The sequence below is a fragment of the Teichococcus wenyumeiae genome (genome assembly GCF_003696345.1).
GTDB classification, from domain to species: domain Bacteria; phylum Pseudomonadota; class Alphaproteobacteria; order Acetobacterales; family Acetobacteraceae; genus Pseudoroseomonas; species Pseudoroseomonas wenyumeiae.
Genome location: NZ_RFLX01000001.1, coordinates 198,990 through 223,832 on the forward strand (window position 1 = coordinate 198,990; position 24,843 = coordinate 223,832).

Genomic DNA, 24,843 nt, shown 5'->3' on the forward strand with positions numbered 1-24,843 from the left:
CCCGCGCTAGATCTCGCTGCGGCGGAGCAGGTAATCCAGCCCGCCGACGCGGAACCAGCGGTAGCCATAGGGTTCCAGCAGAATGCTGTGCCTGCCGCTGTCCTCCGGCCGGCTGTGGTCGTCCGAGAGCAGGTTGACCAGCAGCCCGTCATGCGCGCCGGCGGCGCCGGGGTCGATCGCCACCTCGCAGGCCTCGGCGGAGAGGTTGTGCACCACCAGCACCGAATTCTCCCGCCAGTCGTAGCGCAGGGCCAGCACATCGGGCCGGCCGGTGTCCACCACCTCGAAGTCGCCCCAGCCGATCTCGGGCACTTCCTTGCGCATGCGGATGATGCGCTCCATCCAGTTCAGCATCGACTGCGGGTCGCGGCGCTGGCGGGCGACATTGACATGCTCGTAGCCATAGGGCCCGCTGGCGATGACCGGCTTGTGCGGCACGCCGCTTCTGGTGAAGCCGGCCTCGGGCTCGTCCGACCATTGCATCGGCGTGCGGGCGCATTCGCGCTCGGGCAGCGACAGGTCGTCGCCCATGCCGATCTCGTCGCCGTAGCGCAGCACCGGCGTGCCGGGCAGCGTCATCATCAGGCTATAGGCCAGTTCCAGCCGCCGCCGGTCCCCCTGCAGCATGGGCGCCAGGCGACGGCGGATGCCGCGGTCATAGAGCTGCATCGACTTGTCCGGCCCGAAGGCGGCGAAGACCGCCTGGCGCTGCTTCTCGCTCAGGCGCCCCAGGTCCAGCTCGTCATGGTTGCGCAGGAACTGGCCCCATTGCCCGGTGGCCGGGCGCGGTTTGGTGGCCTTCAGCGCCTTGGTCAAGGGCCCGGTATCGGCGCTGGCCAGGGCGTAGAACAGCGACTGGTTGACCTGGAAGTTGAACATCATGTGCATCCGGTCGCCGTCCTCGCCGAAATACGCCATGTCGTCCTTGGGCAGGATATTGGCTTCCGCCAGAATGATGGCATCGCCCTTCCGCCATTGCAGGAACTCGCGGAAGGTGCGGAGCATGTCGAACTGCTCCTGCGGCTTCTCCACTTCCGCGCCCTTCTTCGCGATCACGAAGGGCACGGCATCCATCCGGAAGCCCGAGACACCGAGCTGCAGCCAGAAGCCCATGATCTTCAGGATCTCGGCCTGCACATGCGGGTTGGCGGTGTTGAGGTCCGGCTGGAATTCGTAGAAGCGGTGGAAATAGTACTTCTTGGCCACCGCATCCCGCGTCCAGGTGGAATCCTGCACGCCGGGAAAGACGATGCCGTCGCCCGCATTGGCCGGCTTGCGGTCCGCCCAGACATACCAGTCCCGGTACTTCGACTTCGGGTCCTGCCGCGCTTCCTGGAACCAGGGATGCTGGTCCGAGGTATGGTTCACCACCAGGTCGATGATGACGCGGATGCCGCGCTGGTGGCAGCCATGGGTGAATTCCACGAAATCGCCCAGCGTGCCGTAGCGCGGATCGACATTGTAATAGTCGCTGACGTCATAGCCGTTGTCGCGCCCTGGCGAGGGCTGGAAGGGCATCAGCCAGATGGTGGTGGCGCCAAGCCCCTGGATGTAATCCAGCCGCCGCGCCAGCCCCTCGAAATCGCCGACGCCGTCGCCGTTGGAATCCATGTAGGTGCCCACGGAAAGGCAGTAGACGATGGCGTTCTTGTACCAGAGGTCCTTGATCATCGCCGCCTTCCCAGGGGGGCCGGAACCGGACTGCCACGGCCGCGTTCAATAAGCGGCACACAGGCAAAAGGGTTTCGGCATGGATGAGCTGGCATGGTGGCAGCGGGGCGTGGTGTATCAGGTCTATCCCCGCTCCTTCCAGGACAGCAACGGCGACGGGGTGGGCGACCTGCGCGGCATCGCCGCCCGGCTGGACCATCTGGTGGAACTGGGCGTCGATGCGCTGTGGCTCTCCCCCATCCAGCCCTCTCCCATGGCGGATTTCGGCTATGACGTGGCCGATTACTGCGGCGTAGACCCGATCTTCGGCAATCTGGAGGATTTCGATGCCCTGGTGGCGGCGGCGCATGAACGGGGCCTGCGCGTCATCCTGGACTTCGTGCCGAACCACAGTTCCGACCGGCACCCCTGGTTCCAGGAAAGCCGCAGCAGCCGCACCAGCGCCAGGCGCGACTGGTACATCTGGCGCGACGCGGCGCCCGATGGCGGCCCGCCCACCAACTGGATCAGCCATTTCGGCGGCAGCGCCTGGGAATGGGACGAGGCCACCGGCCAGTACTACCTGCATTCCTTCCTGAAGGAGCAGCCGGACCTCAACTGGCGCAACCCGGCCGTGCGCGCCGCCATGCTGGACGTGCTGCGCTTCTGGCTGGACCGTGGCGTCGACGGCTTCCGCGTCGATGTCATCTGGCTGCTGATCAAGGACGACCAGTTCCGCGACAACCCGCCCAACCCCGGCTGGACCCCTGGCCAGTCCGAGCACGACCGGCTGCTGGACCGCTACACCGCCGACCAGCCGGAGGTGCACGGCATCATTGCCGAGATGCGCCAGGTGCTGGAAGCCTACGAGCAGCGCCTGCTGATCGGCGAGATCTACCTGCCGGTGGAACGGCTGGTCACCTACTACGGCCACGAGAACAGCGGCGCCCACCTGCCCTTCAACTTCCTGCTGATCCGCGCACCCTGGAACGCCGCCGAGGTCGCCCGCATCATCCAGGACTACGAGGCCGCGCTGCCGCCCGATGCCTGGCCCAACTGGGTGCTGGGCAACCACGACCAGTCCCGCATCGCGACGCGGGTGGGCCCGGCCCAGGCCCGCGTGGCCGCCATGCTGCTGCTGACGCTGCGCGGCACCCCCACGGTCTATTACGGCGACGAGATCGGCATGACCGATGTGCCCATCCCGCCGCATCTGGTGCAGGACCCGGCGGAGAAGAACCAGCCCGGCATCGGCGTCGGCCGCGACCCGGAACGCACGCCGATGCTCTGGGACGCCTCGCCGAACGGCGGCTTCACCACCGGCACGCCCTGGCTGCCCACCGGCAGCACGGAGGTGAATGTCGCGGCGCAGGCGGGGCAGCCGGGTTCCATGCTGGCGCTCTACCGGCAATTGATCGCGCTGCGGCGGAGCAACCCGGCCCTGGTGGTTGGCGCCGTCGGCAAGGTGACGGCACGGGGCACCCTGCTCTCCTTCACCCGCAGCCACGCAGGGCAGCGGCTGCAGGTGCTGCTCAACATGGGCCACACGCCCTGCGCCGTGCCGGTACCGGAAGGGGGTCGGGTACTGCTCTCCACCAGGCCGGTGGCGGCGGAGCCGGCGGGGGGCATGCTGTCCCTGGCGGGGGATGAAGGGGTGGTGCTGGAACTGCCCTGAGAAAGGCCGGGGGAATGAATTCCCCCGGGCCCCCTTCTTTTTTCTTCGCGTTTATGGGCGTGTGCCGAGGGGAAGGCCGAGCCTAGGGAGACTTCGTCCCAGCGGCCTTCTCCGTCGCCATCCGCCAGCGGCGCAGGCGTTCGTCCATGCGCCGGACATGGCTGCCCGGCCAATAGACCCTCCCGCAGCAGGGGCAGGCCCGGAAAGGCCCCGGGAGCAGACGGGCACGGGGCGGGATGCGCGCCATATCTGTCCCCTCTGCCGGGCGCAGCGGCGTGTTGTCGCGCATGCAGCGGGTGAAGGGCGCATGGCCCCAGTCCAGCCCCAGTTGCACGGCCAGTTGCCGGGCCTGGGCATCCATCGCTTCCTCGAGCAGCAGAAGGGCACCGGGCACGGCGGCCACCAGCCGCTTGTCGCGGGACAGCAGCACACGGCCTTCGGCGCGGCATAAGGTCGCCAGCTCCGCATCGGGTGTTCCGGGCGCGGCCAGGGCGGTGTCATGCCCCGCCGCCCGCAGCATGGCGGCCAATCCGGCCAGCATCTCGTCGCAGAGCAGTCGGGCGGTGCCGGTGGCTTGCTGAAGCGCCTGGGCGCTGCCTGTCATGCGGTGGGCTCCTTCCAGTGCCGCTGATAACGCAGCCCCATAAGTTCACCCTCTGTTCTCTTTTTGCCTTGAGTTCGAGGGAACGATTCCTATATACATCCTGTACCCGCCACAGGGCGAGGCGGGAACAGAGGCGTGGCTCCGACACCAAGCGGCAGCGAAGCCTTCAGCAGAAAACTGGATATTCCTGAACTGCCGAGCTGCCGGCGCGGTCGCCCCCACAAGGTGTCAGATGTCGGAATATTTTCCTTCTGAGGATCTGCGCGCCCTCTGGTACGAGCGCCGGGCGGTGGTGCTGCAGGCCTTGCGGGACGCGGCGGTGACGTTACAGCCGGCGGGGCTGGAGATGCGCGAAACCCAGGGCTGGGCGCTCTGGGCCAAGCTGGGTTCCTGGACGGTGGATGTCTCCACCGGCATGCCCTTCAGCACCTCCAATACGCTGCTGCTGTTGCAGCGGGTGATGCGCGTGAACGGCTTCGGCCCTGGCAAGCCCAGCTTCCAGGAAACCCGGGTGGATTTCGCCCCCGGCACCGCCACGCTGACCGAGGCGGGACAGGCCGCGCTCACCGGGGCGGCGGAGCAGTTGCTGCGCCTGCTGCGGGAGGGCCCGGCGGTGAAGCTGACGGCGCAGGGCCGCCCGGCCAAGCGCAAGCCGCGCAGCCCGACGCGCAACACCCTGGCCGCCCGTGCCACCTATGCCAAGGCGGTGGGCCAGTAAGGCCTAGACCACCAGAGGGCGCGCGCGGTTCAGCACCTCGCGCGCCAGGCTGTAGCCAGCGGTCAGCGAGGTCTTGGGATTGGCGGCGGAAGGCCGCCCTTCCAGCCGGATGGAGAATTCCGCCGCCGCCGAGCGCACGCTGACCTCATGCAGGTTGCGCGTGATGCCGGGGTCCGCCACCAGCCGCACGCGCGTCGCGTCGAAGCCGGCGCCGGCCAGGGCCACGGTGGCGGCCACATTGGCATTCTGCGGGTATCGCAGCGCCGCTTCCCGCGCCGTGCCGTCGAAGAACACGGTGGCCTCGGTCAGGGCGCCAAGGTCCAGCAGCGCCTCGGCCGGGGTGCCCTTCCAGGCCAGCGGCGGCTTGCGGCCGGTATAGGTCACCTCTTCCAGGCCCGAGAGCCTGGCCGCGCCCAGCACATCGATGCCGCCCACCGCCCCCGGCGGCAGCACCAGCCGCGTGCCGCCGCGCGCGGCGGCCTCCTCCAGCGCCACCCGCAGGGCATCATCCGCCAGGGCGCCGGTCGAGATCACGATCAGTTCCGCACCGGCCTCCAGCACCGCCGCGCCATGCTCGCGCACCGCGCCATGGCCGGCGCATTCGGCCACCACATCGGGCCGGGTGGCGAGAAAGGCGGCCCGTTCCGTGTCCACCAGCCTTTGCCGGGCCAGCTTTTCCCCGAAGCGCTCCAGCAGGCGCCGCGCCTTTTCCGCCGAACGGGCGGAGGCCAGGATCACCACGGCCTCCAGCGGTGCCGGCAGGCCCTCCGCCAATGCTTGCAGCAGCGTTTCCGCCATGCCGCCGGCACCGATGATGCCGAGGCGACGCATCAGCATGCCCTCTCCGCCGCAATGGCCGGCAGGCCGGTGGAAGCCGTCAGGGCGCCCGGTGAAACCATGTGCATATCCCGTCCGCGGAAGTGGCAGGGAGCTTAGGCACCCCTCGCCGCCCGGCCAAGCCATTGGCCGCCCGGCTCAGGCTTCGCGCAGCTCGTTGTCCTGGTGCGGGCGGGCATCCAGCTCGGCCCAGTCCAGCTCTTCCTCCAGCCGGCGGTAGACATCGTCGGCGACGCGGCCGGACTGGCGCATCGCGTGCAGGCAATGCCGCTGCGCCTGCACCACCCGCAGGGTGGCCTGGTCATAGTCGCTGGAACCCAGCGGGTCCTCCGGTGAGGCCGCCGCCTTCTTCGCATGCGCGTAGCGCAGCCGCAGCGCCCGGGCCAGCTCGGGCTCCTCCCGCCCCGCCGCCTCTATGGCGACGGAATCCAGCGCCTGGCGTGCCTCGGCCAGTTCCTCGTTCAGCGTGCGGTCGGAATTGATGCCCAGCAGCCGCATCAGCGGCGTGATGGTCGCCCCCTGCAGCACCAGCGTGCCCAGCACCACGCTGAAGGCGGAAAGCACGATCACGTCGCGGGCGGGAAAGTCCTGCGGCAGGGCGAAGGCGGTGGCCAGCGTCAGCAGCCCGCGCATGCCGCACCAGGAGACCAGGAAGGAAACCCGCCAGGGCGGCACCGCCGGCATTCCATGCGTCTCCGCCATGCTCACCCCCGCCGCCAAGCGGGAGAGCATCACCCAGGCGATGCGCACCAGGATCACCACCACCAGCACCAGCGCCGCGACGCTCAAAGCCGGCCAGAATTCGCCCGGCTCCAGCTTGCCCAGGATGGAGCGCGCCTGCAGCCCCATCAGCAGGAAGGCCAGCACGTTGAGTACGAAGACCGCCAGGCTCCAGACCGCCAAGGACTGCACGCGGTCGCGCGCCGGCTGCTGCTCCGAGATGCCGCGCGCGATGGCCATGGCGAAGGTCACCACCGTCAGCACCGGGGAGACATGCAGCCGGTCCGCCAGCAGCCAGGCACCGAAGGTGGTGGTGAATTCCAGCACCGTGGCGCTGAGCGTGCCGGCGAAATTCGGCCGCAGGCGCAGATAGGGCCAGGCGATGGCCAGCCCCAGCAGCACCCCGCCCGGCGCCGCCAGCGCCAGTTCCAGCAGCCCCAGGCCAGAGGTGCCGCCGGCACTGGCCCAGGCCGAGGCCGCACCGAAGATCAGCAACGCCGTGGCGTCGTTCAGCAGGCTCTCGCCCTGCAGCACCAGCATGGAGCGGCGCGGCAGGCCGATGCGGTTGAGCACGGCCGTGGAGGCGGCGGCATCCGGCGGCGCCACGATGGCGCCCAGCGTCAGCGCCGCCGCGAAGGGCAGCCCCGCCCAGGCCCAGCCCGCCAGCGCCACCGCCAGCGCCGTCGCCAGCACCGCCAGCACGGCGAGGGAGAGCAGCGAGACCCAGTGCCGCCGCAGGTCGCGCGGCGAGGTGTCGTAGCCCGCATCCAGCAGCGCGGGCGCGATGAAGAGCACCAGGGCCAGATGTGGCTCGATCTCCACCGCCGGGGCAAAGGGCAGCAACGCCACCAGCACCCCCGCCAGCGCCAGCAGCGTCGGGTAAGGCACGGGCAGGTGGCGGGAGACCCAGAGCAGCACCACCGCCACCAGCAGCAGGCCCAGCAGGCTTTCGAAGAGCAGCATGGCGCGCGATTCCTCTGGTGGCTTCCGGCCCCGGTGCGGAGAACGCGGCTGGGGCCCCAGGGAAACAGCGGCTTTGTGGCTGGCCTGCTTGACGGCGGCGCCCTTCCGTCCGGTGATGCGGGCATGAGCCCGCAGACCGAGCCCCCCGCCCCATCCCACCTTCAGCCGAAAGGGGCGCGGACATGACCGGCTGGCCCACCGAAAGCGGCCGCTTCGCCCTGGGCGACCTGCCACTGCAATCCGGCGCCGTGCTGCCAGGGGCCGTGCTGGGCTGGAAGACCCACGGCACCCTTTCCGCCGCGCGGGACAACGCCGTGCTCTACCCCACCAGCTACGGCGCGCAGCACCCGGACCTGGAATGGCTGATCGGGCCCGAGGGCGTGCTGGACCCCGGCCGCTGGTTCGTCGTGCAGATCGACATGTTCACCAACGGTCTTTCCTCCTCCCCCTCCAACACGCCGGAATGGCCGGGGCTGGTCACCGCCTGGGACAATGTGCATGCCCAGCGCCGCCTGCTGCGCGAGCTCTGGGGCATCGAGCACCTGCATGCCGTCTATGGCTGGTCCATGGGCGCGCAGCAGGCCTATCACTGGGCGGCACTGTTTCCCCAGGCCGTTTCCCGCATCGTGGTGAACTGCGGCAGCGCCCGCACTGCCGTGCATAACCAGGTCTTCCTGCGCGGCCTGATGGCCATCCTGGAAGCCGCGCCCGAGCATCTGGGCGAAGGCCGCTTCAGCGCGCAGCCCGCCGCCGCGCTGCGCGCCTTCGGCCGCATCTATGCCGGCTGGGCCATGACGCAGGACTGGTACCGCGCCGGCCTGCACCTCGCCGAGGGCGCGCCGGACCTCGACACCTATCTCCGCACCAACTGGGAGGAACGCTACGCCCGCCGCGCCGCCGCCGATCTCTACTGGCAGCTCCGCACCTGGGATGCCGGCGACATCAGCCGCGACCCGCGCTACGGCGGCGACCTAGCCAAGGCCCTGGGTGCCATCGAGGCCCGCGTGCTGCTGCTGCCCGGCGGCACCGACCTGTATTTCCGCGTGGCCGACAACGAGGCCGAGCTGCCCCACCTGCGCCATGCCGAGCTACGGCCCATCCCCAGCATCTGGGGCCACCGCGCCGGCAATCCCGCCGCCAATCCGGAGGACGCCGCCTTCCTGAAGCAGCAGGTCCGCCGCTGGCTGGAATAGCCCGCCGCCCCTTCACGTCGCCCGGCGCCCGGCATCCATCGCGCCGCTGCCACGTTGCCTGCTGACCGTTCCAGCTACGAGGGCCCGCGATGCGAATCTCCACCCGGCTGCATGGCATCATCGACTACGCGGTATCGCTGGCCCTGGCCGGGGCGGCTTCCTCCCGCGCCGTGCCGCCGCCGGTGCGCAAGGTGCTCGGCACCGCCAGCGCCTTTCATGCCAGCTATTCGGTGCTGACGGATTACGAAGGCGGCGCCCGCCCCGGCATCAGCATGCAGCAGCACCTGATGCTGGACGCGCTGGGCGGCGCCGCCATCTGCGCCGCCGGGCTGATGATGCGCGACCAGCCACCGAAGGTCCGCGCCGCGCTGCTTGGTATCGGGCTGGCGGAACTGGCGGTGGTCTCGGCCAGCAGCGCCCACCCGCGCCGCGGCCCCGGCCAGGGCTTCGGCCCGCTGGGCCGGCTGCTGGACCCCGATTCCCGCTGGGCCGAGAACACCAGCTACCCGCCGCTGGACACGCCGAAGCCCGTGGCCGAGGGCGTCTTCATCGTGGACAGCCAGTTGCCCGGCACGGTGGGCATGGTGATCGGGGCGCGCATGACCGTGCTCCGCCTGCCCGATGGCGGGCTGCTGCTGCATTCCCCCACCCGCTTCAGCCATGCTCTGAAGCGGCAACTGGAGGACATCGGCCCCATCCGCCACCTCGTGGCGCCAAACATCGCCCATTGGCTCTTCCTGCGGGACTGGCAGGCTGCCTGCCCCGAGGCCACCACCTGGGCCGCCCCCGGCCTGCGCCAGCGCCGGCAGGTGCGCCGCGCCGGGCTGCGGCTGGACCACGACCTGACCGGCACCGCCCCCGCCGAATGGGGCGGCGCCATCGAGCTGGTGGTGGTACCCGGCGGCCTCGGCTTCCACGAGACAGCCCTGTTCCACCAGCCCAGCCGCAGCCTGCTGCTGACTGACATCGTCATGAACCTGGAGGAGCCCAAAGTGCCGCCGCTGCTGCGCCCCCTGCTGCGGTTGTTTGGCATGACGGCGCCGGACGGCATGCCGCCACCCTACCTGCGCGCCGTGGTGCGGATGCGGCAGCAGGACGCCCTGCGCGCCGCCGAACATCTGCTGACCTTGCAGCCGGAGCGCGTGATCTTCGCGCATGGCCGGTGGTTCGAGCGCAATGGCACATCGGCGCTGCGACGTTCTCTGCGCTGGCTATTGCGAGGATAAAGGTTAGGGGGATGAATTCCCCTAAACCCCTTCTTTTTTCTTTGAGTTAAGGGCGCTCCTGCCACCAGCGGGCGCTGGATAAAGCCAAAAGGAAGATGGGGTCCGGGGGAATTCATTCCCTCCGCCTTTTCCGGCGCCGCCTTGTCAGTGCACGCCCCAGGCCTTACCCCGGGCGCAGGCACCACGAGGACCCGCATGGACGAGACGCCACGCGCCATCACGACGCCCATCGTCATCTTCGCCTTCGACCGCCCGCATTACCTGCGCCGCTTCTGCGAATCCCTGCGGGCGCAGCAGGGCGTGTTGCTGAACGAGCGGCGGATCTATCTGGTGCAGGACGGCGCCGTCTCTCCCCGCTCCGGGCTGCGCTACGCCAGCGATGCCATGCTGGCGGAAAGCATCGCCGTCTTCCGCGATATCTTTCCGCGCGGGCAGGTGCTGGCCAGCCCGCGGAACCTCGGCATCGCCATGAACATCCGCCGAGGCGAGACCCTGGTCTTCGAGACGCTGGAAGCCGATCTCGGCTATTTCTTCGAGGACGACCTGGAACTCGGCCCCGCCTATCTGCTGACGCTGGAGCGGGTGAAGGAAGCGGTCGCTCACCGCCCGGAAGTCGCCTATTTCGCCGCCTATGGCGAGCACCGCCGCCCCTCCAACCCGGAGGCGCCGGAGATGGTCTGGCTGGACCACCACTGGGGCTTCGGGCTGCGGCGGGAGGCCTGGCAGCGCATCGAGGCCTGGCTGAAGCCCTATTTCGCCATCCTGTCCCGGCACGACTACCAGCACCGCGACCATTTCGCGATCTTCCGCTTCCTGGAGCGGCAGGAGATGGCGGTGCCGCATTCCTCCCAGGACGCGCTGAAATCGGTGGCGGCGGCGGCGCTGGGGATGATCCGGGTGATGCCGGACCTCTGCTTCGGCCGCTACATCGGCGAGAAGGGCGCCTCCTTCAATCCGGGGCGCTTTCGCGAGATGGGCTTTGACCGCATTCCGCTGATCACCCGCACCGACATCGCCATCCCGGAACTGACCGAGGCGCAGGCGAAGTCCCTGCTGCATGCACAGCAAGGCCATTACCGCCACATCCGCCGCCACGACTTCGACGCCTTCCTGCGCCGCTATGCCGAGCGCCATGCGGAAGCCGACCGGCTGGTGAGCCGGGAGGATGTCACGGATCTCTACCGCCTGCTGCTGGACCGCGTGCCGGAAGGCGAGGATGCCTATGCCGGCAATGTGGGGCGCCGGACGCTGCGGGAACTGCGGCGGGATATTCTCAACAGCCAGGAATATCGCGGGCGGAACCCGGAATAAGAAAGGCCGGGAGAAGAAATTCTCCCGGACCCACTTCTTTTTCTTCGAGTTGGCGCGGACGCGGTCAGCGCAGCAGGGCGGGCAGCATCAGGTCCAGCCGCAGCCGGCCTTCCCAGGTGGCGGCGAGGCGCCCGTTGGGCAGCCAGCGCAGGTAATCCTCCTCCAGGCAGGCGGTCAGCATGGCGGGGTCCACCGCCTGTTCCAGCGACAGGCCCGTGCGGGCAAGCAGGCGCTCGGGGTCGATGCCCTCGGACAGGCGCAGGCCCATCAGCAGGGCTTCCCGCGCGCGGTCCTGGGTGGAGAGCGTTTCCTCATGCGTCACCGCATGGCCATCGGCCTCGACACGCGCCAGCCAGGCCTCGGGGCCACGGTGGCGGCGGGCGGCATGCAAGGCGCCGCCCAGCATCAGCCGCTGATGCGCCCCGGCGCCTATGCCGATGTAATCGCCATAGCGCCAGTAGGCGAGGTTGTGGCGGCTCTCCGCGCCCGGCTTGGCGTAGTTGGAGACCTCGTAGGGCTCCAGCCCGAAGCGCGCGGCCTCCTCGCCCGTGGCGAAATACAGCGTGGCGGCGTCGTCATCCTCCGGCAGCGCGAAGGCGCCGCGCGCGTGCTCGGTGGCGAAGCGCGTGCCGGGCTCGATGGTGAGCTGGTAGAGCGAGAGATGGTCGGCGGCCAGCGCCAGGGCCCGCCGCAGTTCCGCCCGCCATTCGGCTTCCTGCTGCCCGGGGCGGGCATAGATCAGGTCGAAGGACAGGCGCGGGAACAGCTCGCGCGCCGCTTCCAGCGCCACGATGGCCTGGGCGGCATCATGCTTGCGGCCCAGGAAGGCAAGCTGGCTGTCATCCAGCGCCTGCACGCCCAGGCTGGCGCGGTTGACGCCGGCGGCACGGAATTCCGCCAGTTTCGCCGCCTCCACACTGGTGGGGTTGGCTTCCAGCGTGATCTCGATATCGGGCGTGGGGTCGAAGAGCCGCGTGGCATCGGCGATGACATCGGCCACCACCTGCGGCGGCATCAGGCTGGGCGTGCCGCCACCGAAGAAGATCGAGGCCAGCTTCCGCCGCACCCCGGGGGCATCGGCTTCCAGCCGCGCGGCCTCCCGCGCCAGCTCCCGCCGCAGGGCGGCGCCGAAGCGGGCGGTGTCGACGCTCTCGCGCACATGGCTGTTGAAGTCGCAATACGGGCACTTGGCCGCGCAGAAGGGCCAATGCACGTAAAGGGCGAGAGGTTCGGTCATGGAACCGGCGATCTAGGACCGCCAGGCCACGGAGTCGAGCTTGGCCTTACTCGACCGGCGCCAGGCTCTTGATCAGGTCGAAGACGCGCTTGCGCACGGCGGGCTCGTTGATGCGGTAATAGGCGCGCACCAGCTCCAGCGTCTCACGCTTGTGCAGCGTGTCGTCCTCGAAGCCTTCCTGCTGCTCGGCGAAGCCGCCGGCCAGGCGCGGGCGCATCATGCTGTTGCCACCGCTGCTGCCGTTGTTGGTGCCGGGCATGTCGTCGAAGAAGAAGCCGATCGGCACATCCAGCACGCGGGACAGGTCGAACAGCCGGCTGGCGCCGATGCGGTTCACGCCGCGCTCGTATTTCTGCACCTGCTGGAAGGTCAGGCCCAGAGCCTCGCCCAGCTTTTCCTGGCTGAGGCCCAGCAGGGTCCGGCGCAGCCGCACGCGGCTGCCGACATGGGTATCGATAGGGCTGGGCCGATGTTCCTTTTCGGTACGCTCGGCAGCCTCGGCATTGGCCATGTTTCGTGCACCTTCAACATCGACCGGTTGCACAGACCAGCAACGAGTCGGCAACCCCATACCCTGTTACCTCTTAAGGTTGAATAAGGGTTGCGTCAACTCTTTCAAGAATTTCCACTTAATGAGACAAGCTAGGCCGTCACCTTTGCCTTCTGCCGCACCAGAAGGAAGGGCGCCACAAAAGCCGCCATGGCCAGAAGCCCTGGTACCCAGGCACCGAGGCGGGAATAGAGCGTGGGCGGCAGCGCGGCGGGCAGCGGCGCCAGGATGCTGCCCATATGGCCGAGCCCCAGCTTGGCCGCAACTCTGCCGTGTGCGTCGAGAACCACCGACACGCCGGTCTGCGCCGCGCGGGCCATGGGCAGCCCCTCCTCCACCGCGCGCAGCCGCGCCGCCGCCAGATGCTGGAAGGGGCCGGCGGAATAGCCGAACCAGGCATCGTTGGTGACGTTCAGCAGCCATTGCGGCCGCGTGCTCGGCGCCACCGCGCCGGGGAAGATGACCTCGTAGCAGATCAGCGGGCTGAAGGGCGGCAGGCCCGGCACCGTCATCGCCACCGGCCCGGGGCCGGAGGAGAAGTCGAGTCCCCCCTGCACCACCCGGATCGGGATCAGCCCGCGCAACGGCATATATTCCCCAAAGGGCACCAAGTGCGTCTTGTCGTAGACGCCCAGCAACGCCGCATCCTGCCCCACGGCCGAGAGGCTGTTGAACACCGTGCTGGCCCGCCCTTCGGGGCTCCATTCCGCCCGCACCGAACCCGCCAGCAGCACCCCTCCCGGGGGCAGGGTCTCGGCGGCGTAGCGCCGCGCCTCGGGGTCGTTGGGCAGCAGGAAGGGGCTGGCGGTCTCCGGCCAGATCACCACCAGGGGCACCCCGGCCGGTGCCTTGGCGGCACCCTCCCGCGTCAGGTCCAGGTAGCGGCGGAAGATCGGCCAGCGCTGGTCCTCCCGCCACTTGGCCTCCTGCTGCACATTGCCCTGCACCAGCAGCAGGTTCACGCCCGGCACCACGGGCTCCGGCTGCGCCAGCCGCCAGGCGCCGAGGCCGCCCAGCGCCAGCAGTGCCGCAGTGCCCCCCGCCACCGCCCGCCGCCACCCCAGCACCGGCAGACCGGCCAGCAGCATGGTGGCCAGCGAAAGCCCATGCACCCCCACCAGTGCCGCCCCCTGCAAGGGCAGGGCATCGAAGGCCCAGACGGTGCCCATGAGGTTCCAGGGAAAGCCGGTGAAGAGCAGGCCGCGCAGCATCTCCGCCAGCGTCCAGGCGCCCGCCAGGGCCAGCCAGCGCCGCCAGCCGGGCGGCGCCAGCCAGGCCAGGATGGCGGCCAGCGCGACATACAGCGCCAGCGGCACCGCCAGCCCCGGCACCGCGACCGGCACCAGCCAGCCCCAGCGCCAGGGGTCGGTCAGCAGGGCATGGCTGATCCAGTACAAACCAGCCATGTGGTGGCCCATGCCCCAGGCGAAGCCGAGCACGCCCGCGCGCTTCCAGCTTCCCGCCCCATCCAGCAGGGCCAGCAGCCCCGGCACCGCCAGCAGCAGGACCGGCACCAAGTACAGCGGCGGCAAGGCCAATGCGGACAACAGGCCCAGCCCGAAGGCAGCCAGGAGGGCACGGCGGCCCGTCAGGCGCCGCAGCGCCGGCAAAGGAGAACGGATCACGAGATCAGGCGCCAATCCTAATGTCGGCTGTCTTGATGGGGTCTGGCGTTCGGGACGGCAAGCCGGGGCTGAGGGGCGCCGCCACCTGTTCCATGGCGGCCGCGCGGCCGGTTACAGCCCGCGCATCTTCAGAATCAAACAGCATGGCGACAGGCGCCGCATCCGGCCTTAGGCCCGAAAAATACTCGAAGCGGGGTCCGGGGTGGACTTTCCACCCCGGCGGGGCCTGGGGCAGCGCGCCCCAGCCTTTACTCCGCCGCGGCTTTCGCCGCCGTCACCCCAGGCCGCCGCACCCGCAGCCTGCGGATACGGCGCGGGTCCGCCTCCAGCACCCGGAATTCCAGGCCGGAGGAATGCGAGACCAGTTCCCCCTTGGCCGGCACACGGCCCGCCAGGGTGAAGACCAGCCCGCCCACGGTGTCGATATCCTGGTCCCGCTCGTCCTCGGTCAGCACCGTGCCCAGGCGTTCCTCGAAGAGCTCGATGGGCGTGCGGGCATCGAGGTCGATGAGCCCGTCCGGCCGCTCGACGATCTGCGGCGGGCGGTCCTCGTCATGCTCGTCCGAGATATCGCCGACAATGGTCTCGACCAGGTCCTCGATGGTCACGAGGCCGTCGATGCCGCCGTATTCGTCCACCACCAGGGCCAGGTGCATGCGCGCCTGCCGCATCTGCAGCAGCAGGTCCAGCACCGGGATGGACGGCACGACAAAGAGCGGCCGGCGCAGCACGGCGGCCATGGAGAAGGGCGCCTCCCGGCCAACGCTGGCGAAGACGTCCTTGATGTGGACCATGCCCACGACCTCATCCAGCTGCTCCCGGTAGACCGGGAAGCGGCTGTGGCCCTCGCGCTGGATCAGGCGGATGGCCTGTTCCAGCGTCAGGTCCTCGGGCATGGCCACGATATCGGCGCGGGGCACCATGACATCGGCGGCGGTCTTGCCGCGCAGCTTCAGCACATTGGTCAGCAGGGCGCGTTCCTGCGCGTCCAGCTCGGGGATCAGGGCGGCGCCATTCTCCCCGCCATGGTATTCGCGGCCCTCGACCAGGGCTTCCACCTGGCCGCGCACGCTGTCGTTGCTCTTCTTGCGCAGCAGGCTTTGCAGCCGCGCCAGCAAGCCGTCGCGGGGTTCGGTGCCGCTCATGTCATTCCCCGCCAGGGATTGGGCATGTTCAGGCGGCGCATGATGCGCGCCTCCGCCTGCTCCATGCGCCGGGCCTCGCCGGCCTGCAAATGGTCATGCCCCGCCAGGTGCAGCGTGCCATGCGCCACCAGATGCGCCAGATGCGCGGCCACGCGGCGCTTGTTGGCACGCGCTTCCCGCCGCACCACGCCGAGTGCCAGCGCGATATCGCCGAGGTGCCCGGGCATCTCACCGGGAAAGGACAGCACGTTGGTGGGCTTCACCTTGCCGCGGTGGTCGGTGTTGAGCCGTTTCACGGCGGCATCATCGGCCAGCAGGACGGTAAAGGCGCCCTCGGCCTCCAACCCGGCCTCGGCCCAGGCGGCCTGGGCCGCGCGGCGCGCCAGATCCTCGACCCGAGGCACCGCCGCGCGCCAGCCCGGCGCCGCGACGATCACCTCGACCTCCGGCCCAGGGTAATGCTCCGAAGCCTCGTCCTCGGTAGGCCCGACCGCGACAGTGCGGCCGGGCGATCTACTTCCCGGTTCCATCATTCTCCTTCCTGCCGCGAGGGGCCATCCCCACCACGGCGCACCACGCGGCCGGCCCTCTGGCTGGTCCCGCCCTGCTCATCGGCCCTGTTATAAGCGGCAACGATGCGCGCCACCAGCGGATGCCGCACCACGTCCTGCTCGGCGAAGCGGGTGACGCCGATGCCCTGCACCCCGCCCAGCACGCCCAGCGCCTCCACCAGCCCGGATTTCTGCCCGGCGGGCAGGTCGACCTGGGAGGGGTCGCCGGTCACCACCATCCGCGTCCCCTCGCCCATCCGGGTCAGGAACATTTTTATTTGAGCGGGCGTGGTGTTCTGCGCCTCGTCCAGGATGGCGAAGCAATGGGCCAGCGTGCGGCCGCGCATGAAGGCCAGCGGCGCGATCTCGATCTCGCCGGAGACGATGCGCCGCTGCACCTGATCGGCCGGCATCATGTCGTGCAGCGCGTCGTAAAGGGGGCGGAGATAGGGGTCCACCTTCTCCTTCATGTCGCCGGGCAGGAAGCCCAGGCGCTCGCCGGCCTCGACGGCGGGGCGGGAGAGCACGATGCGGTCCACCCGCCCCGCCATCAGCAGTGCCACGCCCTGCGCCACGGCGAGATAGGTCTTGCCGGTGCCGGCGGGGCCGATGCCGAAGACCATGTCATGCCGGTGCAGCATGTCCATGTAGCCGGCCTGAGCCGGGCTGCGCGGCGCGATGGCGCCCTTGCGGGTGCGGATGGCCGGCAGGTCGGAGAGCGGCAGCCGGGGCTCGGCGCTCTCGGGCTGGGCCGCGCGGGCGGCGCCTTCGGAAAGGCGCAGCGCCGCCTCGACCTCGGCGATGCCGATGGGGTCGCCGCGCTCCAGCCGCTTCCACAATGCGCGCAACGCCGCCTCCGCCACCCCGGATGCTTCGTTGGAGCCGGTGATGGTCAGCCGGTTGCCCCGGCTGGCCAGGCGCACGCCGGCGCGCTGCTCGATCTGCGCGAGATGCCGGTCGTGCTCTCCGTAGAGCAGCGGCAGGAGCGCGTTGTCATCGAACTGCAGCGTGACGGTGCGAGCGGCGGAAACAGTATCACCCATCAATGGCCGGTCCATGCTGCGGGGGTTTGCGCGAAGCGCGATCGGGGCGGTGCGGGAGAGGCTCAAGCGAGGGCAAGCTCCTTCTGATCCAGCAGGGTGGCGCGGAGGGAATTGGGATGCCGCACCGTGACGCGGACCCGCGCCGTGGTCCCGATCAGGGACAAAGGCGCCTCCGCATGCAGGGGTTGCAGCCAGGGCGTGCGCCCCATCACCTGCCCCGGATGGCGGCCGGGATTGGTGAAGAGCACCTCGCATTCCCGGCCCACGCAATCCTCGTTGAAGCCGTCCTGCTGCTGGCGCAGCAGGGCCTGGAGTTCCTGCAGCCGGGCATCCTTCACATCCTCGGCCACCTGGAAGGGCTGGCCGGCGGCGGGGGTGCCGGGGCGCTGCGAATACTTAAAGGAATAGGCCAGAGCAAAGCCCACCCGCTCCACCAGCTTCATGGTGGCGGCATGGTCCTCGGCCGTCTCGCCGGGATGGCCCACGATGAAGTCGGAGGAGAGCGCCATGTCCGGCCGCGCTTCCCGCAGCTCGTCGCAGATGCGCAGGAACAGGTCGGCCTTGTGGCCCCGGTTCATGGCAGCCAGCACGCGGTCGGAGCCGCTCTGCACCGGCAGGTGCAGGAAGGGCATCAGCTGCGGAATGGCGCCATGGGCGCGGATTAGCCCCTCGTCCATGTCGCGCGGATGGCTGGTGGTGTAGCGGATGCGCGGCAGGTCCGCGAGCTCGGCCAGGGCATAGAGCAGCCGCGTCAGGTTCCACGTGGAACCGTCCGGCGCCTCGCCATGCCAGGCATTCACGTTCTGGCCCAGCAGCGCGATCTCCCGCGCGCCGCCGGCCACCAGCGCCTTCGCTTCCGCCAGGATGGCGGCCACGGGGCGGCTGAACTCGGCGCCGCGCGTATAGGGCACCACGCAGAAGGAACAGAACTTGTCGCAGCCCTCCTGGATGGTGAGGAAGGCGACCGGCCCCTGGCTGGCCGCGGGCTCCGGCAGGTGGTCGAACTTCTGTTCCACCGGGAAGTCGGTGTCGATCTGCGCGCCGGCGGCACGGGAGGCGCGCGCCACCATCTCCGGCAGGCGGTGATAGGTCTGCGGCCCCAGCACGATATCGACCCAGGGGGCGCGGGCGGTGATCTCCTTGCCCTCCGCCTGCGCCACGCAGCCGGCGACGGCGAGCACCATCTTCTGCCCGGCCTCGGCTTTGGCCTCCTTCATCACCCGCAGCCGGCCGAGGTCGGAGAAGACCTTCTCGGCCGCCTTCTCGCGGATATGGCAGGTGTTGAGGATGACCATGTCGGCCTCCTCCGGCGTTTCGGCGGGGCCATAGCCAAGCGGCGCCAGGACATCGGCCATGCGGCCGCTGTCATAGACGTTCATCTGGCAACCCCAGGTACGGATAAAGAGCCGCTTACGGGGCGGCACGGCAGTATCGGTCATGTTCTCGGAAAACCCTGGCGCGGCAGCAACACCCGGCACGGTCCCTGCGCCGGCGCCACCCGTCATCCGGGCGGCGGCGAGGGCCGATGTGCGGCGCGCGGTGGCCGAGGTCAAGCGAAGCCTGCCCCCGGAGACCGCCGCCCGAGCGTCGAATCGGGCCGGTCCATCAAGCATCAGAGTTGTGGATGAGGCTGCCGCTGGTCAAGGTAAACCGGCGGTTTAAACCGGCTTCACCGGCCTTTCATCAGGGCCGGCAGCGGCTTGGCGGGGCGGCCCTGGCGCAGCGCCGCCGCACCTTCCACCACCACCCGCTCCACCGCCGCCGTCAGCATCTTGCGGTTGGGATAGGCGCGGGGGTCCAGCGGCTCATGCAGCACCACCGTCACCTGCCCGCCGGGGCCGCGCGCCAGCCGCCAGAAATGGCTGCCGATCTCCATGTCGCCGTACCAGGCGAAGATCGGCCGGTCCCGCCGTGTTGTCGGCAGCCCGCCGATGCGGTCATAGACGATGCTGACCGGCTGCACCGCCGCCGCCGCCTCGGCCACCGCCAGGAAGGAGGAGCGGAAGGGCAGCACGCGGGTGCCGTCGCTGCTGGTGCCCTCGGGGAAGAGCACGAGGCTGTCGCCGGCGGCGAGGCGCTGGCGCATCTCCCCGGCTTCCTCGCCGGTGCGGCCACGGGCGCGGCTGACATAGACGGTGCGGCCCAGCCTGGCGACGATGCTGATGCCGGGCCACTGGCCCACCTCGGCCTTGGACACGAAGGGCGCCTGCAACACGCCGCCCAGCACCGGGATGTCGAGCCAGGAGGAATGGTTGGACAGGAACAGCACCGTGCGCCCCCGCCCGGCCGGGCCCTGGTCCGCCCGCTGCCCCACCACCCGCACCTTCAGGCCGATGATGCGGCAGAGCACGCGGTGGTAGAGCCCGCCGAACCAGACCTTGCCGCGCCCCGGCAGCAGCACCAGCACCGTCTGGACGGGAATGCAGAGCAGCGTCCAGAGCGCCACCAGCAGCAGCCGCCCGGCTGCCCGCAGCCGGCTGCCGCGCGAGAGCGGCGAGGCATCGGGCGGGCCGACCAGCAGCGGGCGGCGGCCGGTCAAAGGGTCGAGGGCGGTCTGGTTGGCCGTCATGCCTCAGCGATACCGGAGGCTTTGCGAAGGGACAAACGATATCCGCGCGACCTCAGCCGGCCAGCGCCGGCCGCCCGTCTCCGGCGGCCGTCTCCGCCTGCCAGCGGCGCAGGCGCGCGGCATAGCGCCCGCCAGCCTCGGCCAGCCCCGCCTCATCCAGCCGGTTGGCGGCGTGGAGCAGGAAGGGCGGGGACCACGCCAGGGCGCAGCGGCTGGCGGTGGCCTGCAAGGGCCGCAGCAATTCCTCCAGCGGGAAGAGGTTGATGCCGCCGGGCCCATAGGCTTCCGGCACATTGCCGGCGGTGGCGGCCACCAGCAGCGGCCTGCCCTGCATCCGCCGGCCCTCGGTGTCCGGGGCCTCGTAGAACATCCGGGTCAGCACGGTATCCTGCCACTGCTGCAACAGCGGCGGCGGCGCGTACCACTGCACGGGGAATTGCAGCACCAGCCGCCGGGCGCGCAGCAGCCGCGCCACCTCCGCCGGCACGTCGATGGCGCCGCCGGGATAGAGCGGCTGCATCTGCACCACCTCCACCCCCGGCAGGACCGCGGCGGCACGGGCCAGCGCGGCATTGGCGCGGGAGCGGGCGGGCTCCGGATGGAAGAGCAGGATCAGGGTCTCGGGCATGGTGGCCTCCGCGATGCGATGGCCTGAGGGTGGTGAGCGCCAGATCATCCTTCCAATGGATGCTCCGTATAGCCTTTTATCCATGCCATGAATTTACGTGGCGTCGACCTGAACCTGCTGGTGATACTGGATGCATTGCTGCAGGAGGCGCATGTCTCCCGTGCCGCCGCGCGGTTGAACCTGTCGCAGCCCGCCACCTCCAGCGCGCTCGACCGCTGCCGCCACCTGTTCCAGGACCCCTTGCTGGAACGCGCCGGCAGCCGCATGCGCCTGACCCCGAAGGCCGAGGCCCTGCGCCAGCCGCTGCGGCAGGTGCTGGAAGACATGGCGGCGGTGCTGGAGGCGCCCACCCCGCCCCTCTCCGCCCTGCAACAGACGGTGCGGCTGGTGATGGCCGACCACCCCGCCACCCTCGCCGCCCCGGCGCTGCATGCCGCCCTGGCCCGCAGCGCGCCGGGCCTCACCCTGGTGCTGCTGCCCTGGCTGAGCGCGGCGGCGGCGCTGGAGGCGCTGGAGCGCGGCAGTGCCGACCTTGCCGTCTCGGTCTTTCCCGCGCCCGCCCCCGACTTCCGGCGGGAGGAACTGCTGCGGGAAGACTATCGCGTGGTGATGCGCCAGGACCATCCGGCGGCAGCCGGCTTCGGGCTGGAAAGCTGGCTGGCCTGGCCGCATGTGCTGGTCTCGGCCAGCGGCGCCACCCAGGGCCCGCTGGACGAGGCCCTGGCACACCGCGGGCTGCGGCGGCGCATCGGCATGGTGGTGCCCAGCTTCCTGATGGTGCCGCCGCTGCTGGCAGGCTCCATGCTGATCGCCCTGCTGCCCAGCCGCTGCCTGCCGCCCGGGCCGGGCTGGGCGGTCTTCCCGCCGCCCCTGGCGGTGGAGGGCTTCCCGCTGCATCTGGCCTGGCACCGGCGGCGGGATGGCGATGCCGGAGTGCGGCACGTGGCCACCCTGCTGCGTGGCCTGCTGCGCTGAAGCAGGCCCCGATCAGGCGGAATGACCTGATCGGGCGAAGAAGCCCGCGCAAATAAAAGCCTGGAACAGTTGCCGCGAGAAAGCGCGGGGAACCCCGCTAGGCCGCCTTGTTGCGCTCGAAATGACGGAAGTACTTGTCCGTCACACGCTCGGTCATCACCACCACGCAGACATCGGTGGTGTTGAACTGGGTGTCGATCACCGCGCCATCACCGACAAAGCCGCCCAGCCGCAGATAGCCCTTCACCAGCGGCGGCAGGTCGGCCAGCGCGGCGCGGCGGTCGATCAGCGCCAGGTCCATGCGGTCCATGCGCACGAAGCGCTCGGGGATGGCGCGGGGGCGCAGCTCCGGCGGCGCCAGATGCTCGGCATGCAGGTAGCTCAACGGCGCCGCCAGGGCATCGGGGTCGGTGCCGGGCAGGCTGGCGCAGCCGAACATCACCTCGACATTGTGCTTGGCGATATAGGCGGCGATGCCGGCCCAGAGCAGCTGCATGCTCGGCCGCCCACGGTAATCGGCATCGACGCAGGAGCGCCCGAGCTCCAGCACCGGGCCGGGGCGGGAGGTCAGCGGCGTGACATCGTATTCGCTGGCCGAATAGAAGCCGCCCACGCGGGCCGCCGCCTCGCGGCGGATCAGCCGGTAGGTGCCCACCACCGCCTTGGCGCCCTCGCCTAGGTTGTGGTCCAGCACCAGCAGGTGGTCGGCGACGGCATCGAAGGCATCGCGGTCCCGCGCCGTGGCGGCCGTGGCGGCATCGGCATGCGCGCCCATCTCGCCGTAGAAGATCCGGTAGCGCAGCGCCTGCGCCGCATCCACCTCATCGGCCGATATGGCGATGCGGACCCCCAGATTGCCGGCCCGGAGCTCGCCGAAGCCGGCCTCAGGGTCGATCATGCCGCTCCTCCACCCCCGGCGTCGCCCTTGCCGGGGGCACGGCGGAGCCGGCCGCGCGTGGGCGGCGCCGGGTCCTGCTCCTGCTTGCGGCCGAACAGCTCCAGCCGGTGGCCCACCAGGCGGAAGCCCAGCCGGGCCGCGATGGCGGTGGCCAGCGCCTCGTGCTGCTCGTCCGAGAATTCGATGACCTTGCCGGAATCGATGTCGATCAGGTGGTAGTGATGGCCATGGTCGGTGGCCTCGTAGCGGGCGCGGCCGCCGCCGAAGTCATGCCGCTCCAGGATGCCCTTTTCCTCCAGCAGCCGCACCGTGCGGTAGACGGTGGCGATGGAGACGCGGGAATCGAGCGCCAGGGCCCGGCGGTAGAGTTCCTCCACATCCGGGTGGTCCACCGCCTCGGACAGCACGCGGGCGATCAGCCGGCGCTGCCCGGTCATCTTCAGCCCACGCTCGACGCAGAGCCGCTCGATCCGCAGCGGATCGGGCCGGGACTGGTCGGGCGCCGCCGTGGCGGAGGCCGAAGGAGAGGGGGATGCGTGGCGGGTATCCATGCGCGTGGTCGGAAGCTCCTGCGCCGGGGCCACCTGGCCCCGCGTGGGCGGGTGAATGCAAGCCGCCCTTGCCATCATAATCCCGCCAAAGCAAGGCACGCGACCTGGAGCGGGGTCCGCGCCCGGGCCTGCCATGTCCCCGGCGCATCAGCGACGGGGGCGGTCCATGCCCTGGCGGCGCGGCCTCAGCTCAGGCGGCGGCGCGGCGCTGGCGGCCACCACGCGGCTTGGTGCCCAGGCCGATCTTCTTGGCGAGCGACGAACGATGCTTGGCATAGTTCGGCGCCACCATCGGATAGTCGGGCGGCAGGCCCCAGCGTTCCCGATACTGTTCCGGCGTCATGTCATAGGCGGTCTTCAGATGCCGCTTCAGCATCTTCAGCTTCTTGCCGTCTTCCAGGCACACCAGATACTCGTCCGTTACGGACTTCTTCACGGGCACGGCGGGCTGCGGCTTCTCGGCCACCGGAGCGGGGACCGGGGCGGCGCCGCCCAGGCCGGCCAGGGTGCGGTGAACCTGCTCGATCAGCGAGGGGACTTCCGGCAGGCCCACGACATTATTCGAGACATGCGCGGCGACGATCTGCGCCGTGAGTTCCAGCAGATCACGCCCAGCCTGTTCTTCGGCCATAGCATTGCCTCTTCATGCAGTTCTTGCTGATCATCATGCCGGCACTTGCCGCGCCGGCCTGTAGCAGCATATCTGTATTCACCGATTTCCCGCAACAGCCGCGACGAATAAAATCCTCGGGTTTTACAAAATGCCGCAAGAACAACACATGGATGAATCACCCGTCCGACAGATCGACATCACGGCCGAGACTTGCCCGATGACCTTCGTGCGCACCCGGCTGGCCCTCGACCGGATGGCGCCGGGCGAGATCCTTGAAGTTCTGATGAAAGGTGAGGAACCCCGCCGGAACGTGCCGCGCACGGCGCAGGAACAGGGCCATGCGGTGCTTTCGGTGGTGGAGGAAGCGGGCGGCCTGACGCGGCTCAGGCTGCGGAAAGCGGGCGGCTGAGCACCAGCGCGTCACTGCCATCGGCATAGTAACGTCGCCGCAGCCCGACCTGCGCGAAGCCAGCATGGCTATAGAGACCACGCGCCGCAGTATTATCAGCCGAGACTTCCAGAAACATGACAAGCGCGTCCCGATACTGCGCCTCCATCATGGCGGCGCGCAGCAGGGCGCCGGCCACGCCCCGCCGCCGGGCCTCCGGCGCCACCGCCAGGGTCAGGATCTCCGCCTCCCCCGCCACGGCGCGGGCCAGGATGAAGCCCTGGCCATCCAGCCCGAAGCCATAGGCGCCTTCCAGCCCCAGCATCAGCGAAATGGCATCGGCGCCCCAGGCCTCGGCGGGCGGAAAGGCGGCGGCATGCAGCGCGGCCAGGGCCGGCGCATCACCGGCCGAGAGCGGCGCCGGCATCATGCCTGCGGCGGCGCCCGCACCGCCGGCGGCTCCACGTAGAGCGGCAGCGCCGGCAGCGGCGGCAGGCGCCCGGCCAGCCGCAGCGCCGCCACCACCGCCGCATCGGCAGCATGGGGCAGGTGCAGCCCGCTATCCTCGGCCGTCAGGCCGCGTGCCGCCAGGGCGGCCAGCGCCATGGGCACGGCATCGCCGGCCAGTAGCGGCGGCATCGCGCAGGCGGGCAGCTCCTCCGGCGCCAGGGAACGCGGCGGTGCCATCGCGGCATCGGCGCCGGGCGCGAAACGCTCCAGCAGCAGGCGGCCGCGGCGGGTGTCGATGCAGCACCAGACCTCCCGCCCCTCGCGCCGCGCGGCGGGCAGGCCGGCGGCCAGCGCCTCTCCGGTGGTGACGCCGATGGCGGGGCGGCCGATCGCCAGCGCCAGGCCCTGCGCCAGGGCCAGGGCGGCACGCAGCCCGGTGAAGCCACCCGGCCCCACCACCGCCGCCACCGCATCCAGCGCCGCCGCTTCCAGCCCGGCCTCGCGCAGCACCTGCCGCGCCAGCAGCGGCAGTTGCGTGGGCTGGCCCCGCGCGCCATCTACCGCGGCGCGCGCCAGCACGCGCCCATCCGCCCACACCGCCGCCGAGGCCCTCGCCAGGGCGCCATCCACCGCCAGGATCCGCATGCGGCGGCCATAGGGCGGGCCAGGGCGCGAGTCCACCGCTTCCCCTGGACAAGCTGGCCGCCGGGGTATTGCTGGCCC

The 24,843-nt window shown here is 70.2% G+C and carries 25 protein-coding genes; 7 read left to right on the top strand and 18 right to left on the bottom strand.

What is annotated here, in order from left to right; genetic code table 11:
- Window positions 1-6: 6 nt before the first annotated feature.
- Window positions 7-1,671: an alpha-amylase family protein gene (locus tag EBE87_RS00955; protein WP_120638600.1), complete on the bottom strand. Its 1,665-nt coding sequence runs from the start codon at window positions 1,669-1,671 to the stop codon at window positions 7-9.
- Window positions 1,672-1,750: 79 nt separating this feature from the next.
- Between EBE87_RS00955 and EBE87_RS00960 the strand changes: the two genes are divergently transcribed.
- Window positions 1,751-3,325, top strand: a complete 1,575-nt coding sequence (locus EBE87_RS00960; protein WP_120638601.1) for an alpha-amylase family glycosyl hydrolase — start codon at window positions 1,751-1,753, stop codon at window positions 3,323-3,325.
- A gap of 82 nt (window positions 3,326-3,407) precedes the next feature.
- Here EBE87_RS00960 and EBE87_RS00965 read toward each other — a convergent pair whose 3' ends face one another.
- Entirely contained in the window at window positions 3,408-3,929 is a 522-nt protein-coding gene (locus tag EBE87_RS00965; protein ID WP_120638602.1) for a Mut7-C RNAse domain-containing protein, read from the bottom strand.
- A gap of 232 nt (window positions 3,930-4,161) precedes the next feature.
- Here EBE87_RS00965 and EBE87_RS00970 point away from each other — a divergent pair, with 232 nt between their 5' ends.
- Window positions 4,162-4,647, top strand: coding sequence for a hypothetical protein (locus EBE87_RS00970; RefSeq protein ID WP_120638603.1), 486 nt, complete (start codon window positions 4,162-4,164; stop codon window positions 4,645-4,647).
- Between the two features lie 3 nt (window positions 4,648-4,650).
- Here the strand turns inward: EBE87_RS00970 and EBE87_RS00975 are convergent, their stop codons facing one another.
- Entirely contained in the window at window positions 4,651-5,484 is an 834-nt protein-coding gene (locus EBE87_RS00975) for an aspartate dehydrogenase (RefSeq protein WP_233553235.1), read from the bottom strand.
- 138 nt (window positions 5,485-5,622) lie between these two features.
- Window positions 5,623-7,167, bottom strand: coding sequence for a cation:proton antiporter (locus EBE87_RS00980; RefSeq protein ID WP_120638604.1), 1,545 nt, complete (start codon window positions 7,165-7,167; stop codon window positions 5,623-5,625).
- A gap of 182 nt (window positions 7,168-7,349) precedes the next feature.
- On the opposite strand from EBE87_RS00980, the gene EBE87_RS00985 reads away from it, so the two are divergent.
- From EBE87_RS00985 to EBE87_RS00995, 3 genes are all read left to right on the top strand, one after another.
- A complete protein-coding gene (locus EBE87_RS00985; RefSeq protein ID WP_120638605.1) occupies window positions 7,350-8,360 on the top strand; it encodes an alpha/beta fold hydrolase in 1,011 nt (336 codons plus the stop codon).
- A gap of 89 nt (window positions 8,361-8,449) precedes the next feature.
- On the top strand, window positions 8,450-9,586 hold the full coding sequence (locus tag EBE87_RS00990) for a DUF4336 domain-containing protein (RefSeq protein WP_199707407.1): 1,137 nt from the start codon (window positions 8,450-8,452) through the stop codon (window positions 9,584-9,586).
- A 195-nt stretch (window positions 9,587-9,781) separates the two neighbouring features.
- Window positions 9,782-10,897, top strand: coding sequence for a glycosyltransferase family protein (locus EBE87_RS00995; RefSeq protein WP_120638606.1), 1,116 nt, complete (start codon window positions 9,782-9,784; stop codon window positions 10,895-10,897).
- 64 nt (window positions 10,898-10,961) lie between these two features.
- Here EBE87_RS00995 and hemW read toward each other — a convergent pair whose 3' ends face one another.
- From hemW to EBE87_RS01040, 9 genes are all read right to left on the bottom strand, one after another.
- Window positions 10,962-12,134 (bottom strand): radical SAM family heme chaperone HemW, encoded by a 1,173-nt coding sequence (hemW, locus tag EBE87_RS01000; RefSeq protein ID WP_120638607.1) that lies wholly within the window; start codon window positions 12,132-12,134, stop codon window positions 10,962-10,964.
- Between the two features lie 46 nt (window positions 12,135-12,180).
- Complete coding sequence (locus EBE87_RS01005) at window positions 12,181-12,645, bottom strand: helix-turn-helix domain-containing protein (protein ID WP_120638608.1); 465 nt, start codon at window positions 12,643-12,645, stop codon at window positions 12,181-12,183.
- A gap of 131 nt (window positions 12,646-12,776) precedes the next feature.
- Window positions 12,777-14,309 (bottom strand): apolipoprotein N-acyltransferase, encoded by a 1,533-nt coding sequence (lnt, locus tag EBE87_RS01010; protein WP_233553236.1) that lies wholly within the window; start codon window positions 14,307-14,309, stop codon window positions 12,777-12,779.
- Between the two features lie 248 nt (window positions 14,310-14,557).
- A complete protein-coding gene (locus EBE87_RS01015) occupies window positions 14,558-15,454 on the bottom strand; it encodes a hemolysin family protein (RefSeq protein ID WP_120638610.1) in 897 nt (298 codons plus the stop codon).
- The gene (gene ybeY, locus EBE87_RS01020; RefSeq protein ID WP_233553237.1) at window positions 15,451-15,987 is read right to left on the bottom strand and encodes an rRNA maturation RNase YbeY; all 537 of its coding nucleotides are present in this window, start codon (window positions 15,985-15,987) and stop codon (window positions 15,451-15,453) included. The genes EBE87_RS01015 and ybeY overlap by 4 nt, the downstream gene beginning before the upstream one ends.
- Window positions 15,984-17,048, bottom strand: coding sequence for a PhoH family protein (locus EBE87_RS01025; RefSeq protein WP_233553238.1), 1,065 nt, complete (start codon window positions 17,046-17,048; stop codon window positions 15,984-15,986). Before EBE87_RS01025 ends, ybeY begins: the two co-directional genes overlap by 4 nt.
- A gap of 62 nt (window positions 17,049-17,110) precedes the next feature.
- Window positions 17,111-18,487: a tRNA (N6-isopentenyl adenosine(37)-C2)-methylthiotransferase MiaB gene (gene miaB / locus EBE87_RS01030; protein WP_120638620.1), complete on the bottom strand. Its 1,377-nt coding sequence runs from the start codon at window positions 18,485-18,487 to the stop codon at window positions 17,111-17,113.
- A 230-nt stretch (window positions 18,488-18,717) separates the two neighbouring features.
- Window positions 18,718-19,617 carry a lysophospholipid acyltransferase family protein gene (locus EBE87_RS01035; RefSeq protein ID WP_120638611.1) on the bottom strand — a complete coding sequence of 300 codons (900 nt, stop codon included), beginning with the start codon at window positions 19,615-19,617 and terminating at the stop codon, window positions 18,718-18,720.
- Between the two features lie 52 nt (window positions 19,618-19,669).
- Complete coding sequence (locus tag EBE87_RS01040) at window positions 19,670-20,245, bottom strand: NAD(P)H-dependent oxidoreductase (RefSeq protein WP_120638621.1); 576 nt, start codon at window positions 20,243-20,245, stop codon at window positions 19,670-19,672.
- Window positions 20,246-20,332: 87 nt separating this feature from the next.
- Here EBE87_RS01040 and EBE87_RS01045 point away from each other — a divergent pair, with 87 nt between their 5' ends.
- Entirely contained in the window at window positions 20,333-21,220 is an 888-nt protein-coding gene (locus EBE87_RS01045; RefSeq protein WP_120638612.1) for a LysR family transcriptional regulator, read from the top strand.
- A 97-nt stretch (window positions 21,221-21,317) separates the two neighbouring features.
- On the opposite strand, the gene EBE87_RS01050 is transcribed toward EBE87_RS01045, so the two are convergent.
- The 3 genes from EBE87_RS01050 to EBE87_RS01060 form a co-directional block, all read right to left on the bottom strand.
- Window positions 21,318-22,118, bottom strand: a complete 801-nt coding sequence (locus tag EBE87_RS01050) for a GNAT family N-acetyltransferase (protein WP_120638613.1) — start codon at window positions 22,116-22,118, stop codon at window positions 21,318-21,320.
- On the bottom strand, window positions 22,115-22,555 hold the full coding sequence (locus EBE87_RS01055) for a Fur family transcriptional regulator (RefSeq protein ID WP_233553239.1): 441 nt from the start codon (window positions 22,553-22,555) through the stop codon (window positions 22,115-22,117). The genes EBE87_RS01050 and EBE87_RS01055 overlap by 4 nt, the downstream gene beginning before the upstream one ends.
- 304 nt (window positions 22,556-22,859) lie before the next feature.
- Window positions 22,860-23,300 (bottom strand): MucR family transcriptional regulator, encoded by a 441-nt coding sequence (locus tag EBE87_RS01060; protein ID WP_120638614.1) that lies wholly within the window; start codon window positions 23,298-23,300, stop codon window positions 22,860-22,862.
- A 148-nt stretch (window positions 23,301-23,448) separates the two neighbouring features.
- On the opposite strand from EBE87_RS01060, the gene EBE87_RS01065 reads away from it, so the two are divergent.
- Window positions 23,449-23,691, top strand: coding sequence for a sulfurtransferase TusA family protein (locus tag EBE87_RS01065; RefSeq protein WP_199707409.1), 243 nt, complete (start codon window positions 23,449-23,451; stop codon window positions 23,689-23,691).
- Here the strand turns inward: EBE87_RS01065 and EBE87_RS01070 are convergent.
- Window positions 23,666-24,100, bottom strand: coding sequence for a GNAT family N-acetyltransferase (locus EBE87_RS01070; protein WP_233553240.1), 435 nt, complete (start codon window positions 24,098-24,100; stop codon window positions 23,666-23,668). The two genes, EBE87_RS01065 and EBE87_RS01070, sit on opposite strands and share 26 nt — an antisense overlap.
- On the bottom strand, window positions 24,097-24,801 hold the full coding sequence (gene tsaB / locus EBE87_RS01075; protein WP_122139826.1) for a tRNA (adenosine(37)-N6)-threonylcarbamoyltransferase complex dimerization subunit type 1 TsaB: 705 nt from the start codon (window positions 24,799-24,801) through the stop codon (window positions 24,097-24,099). The genes EBE87_RS01070 and tsaB overlap by 4 nt, the downstream gene beginning before the upstream one ends.
- Window positions 24,802-24,843: the final 42 nt, after the last annotated feature.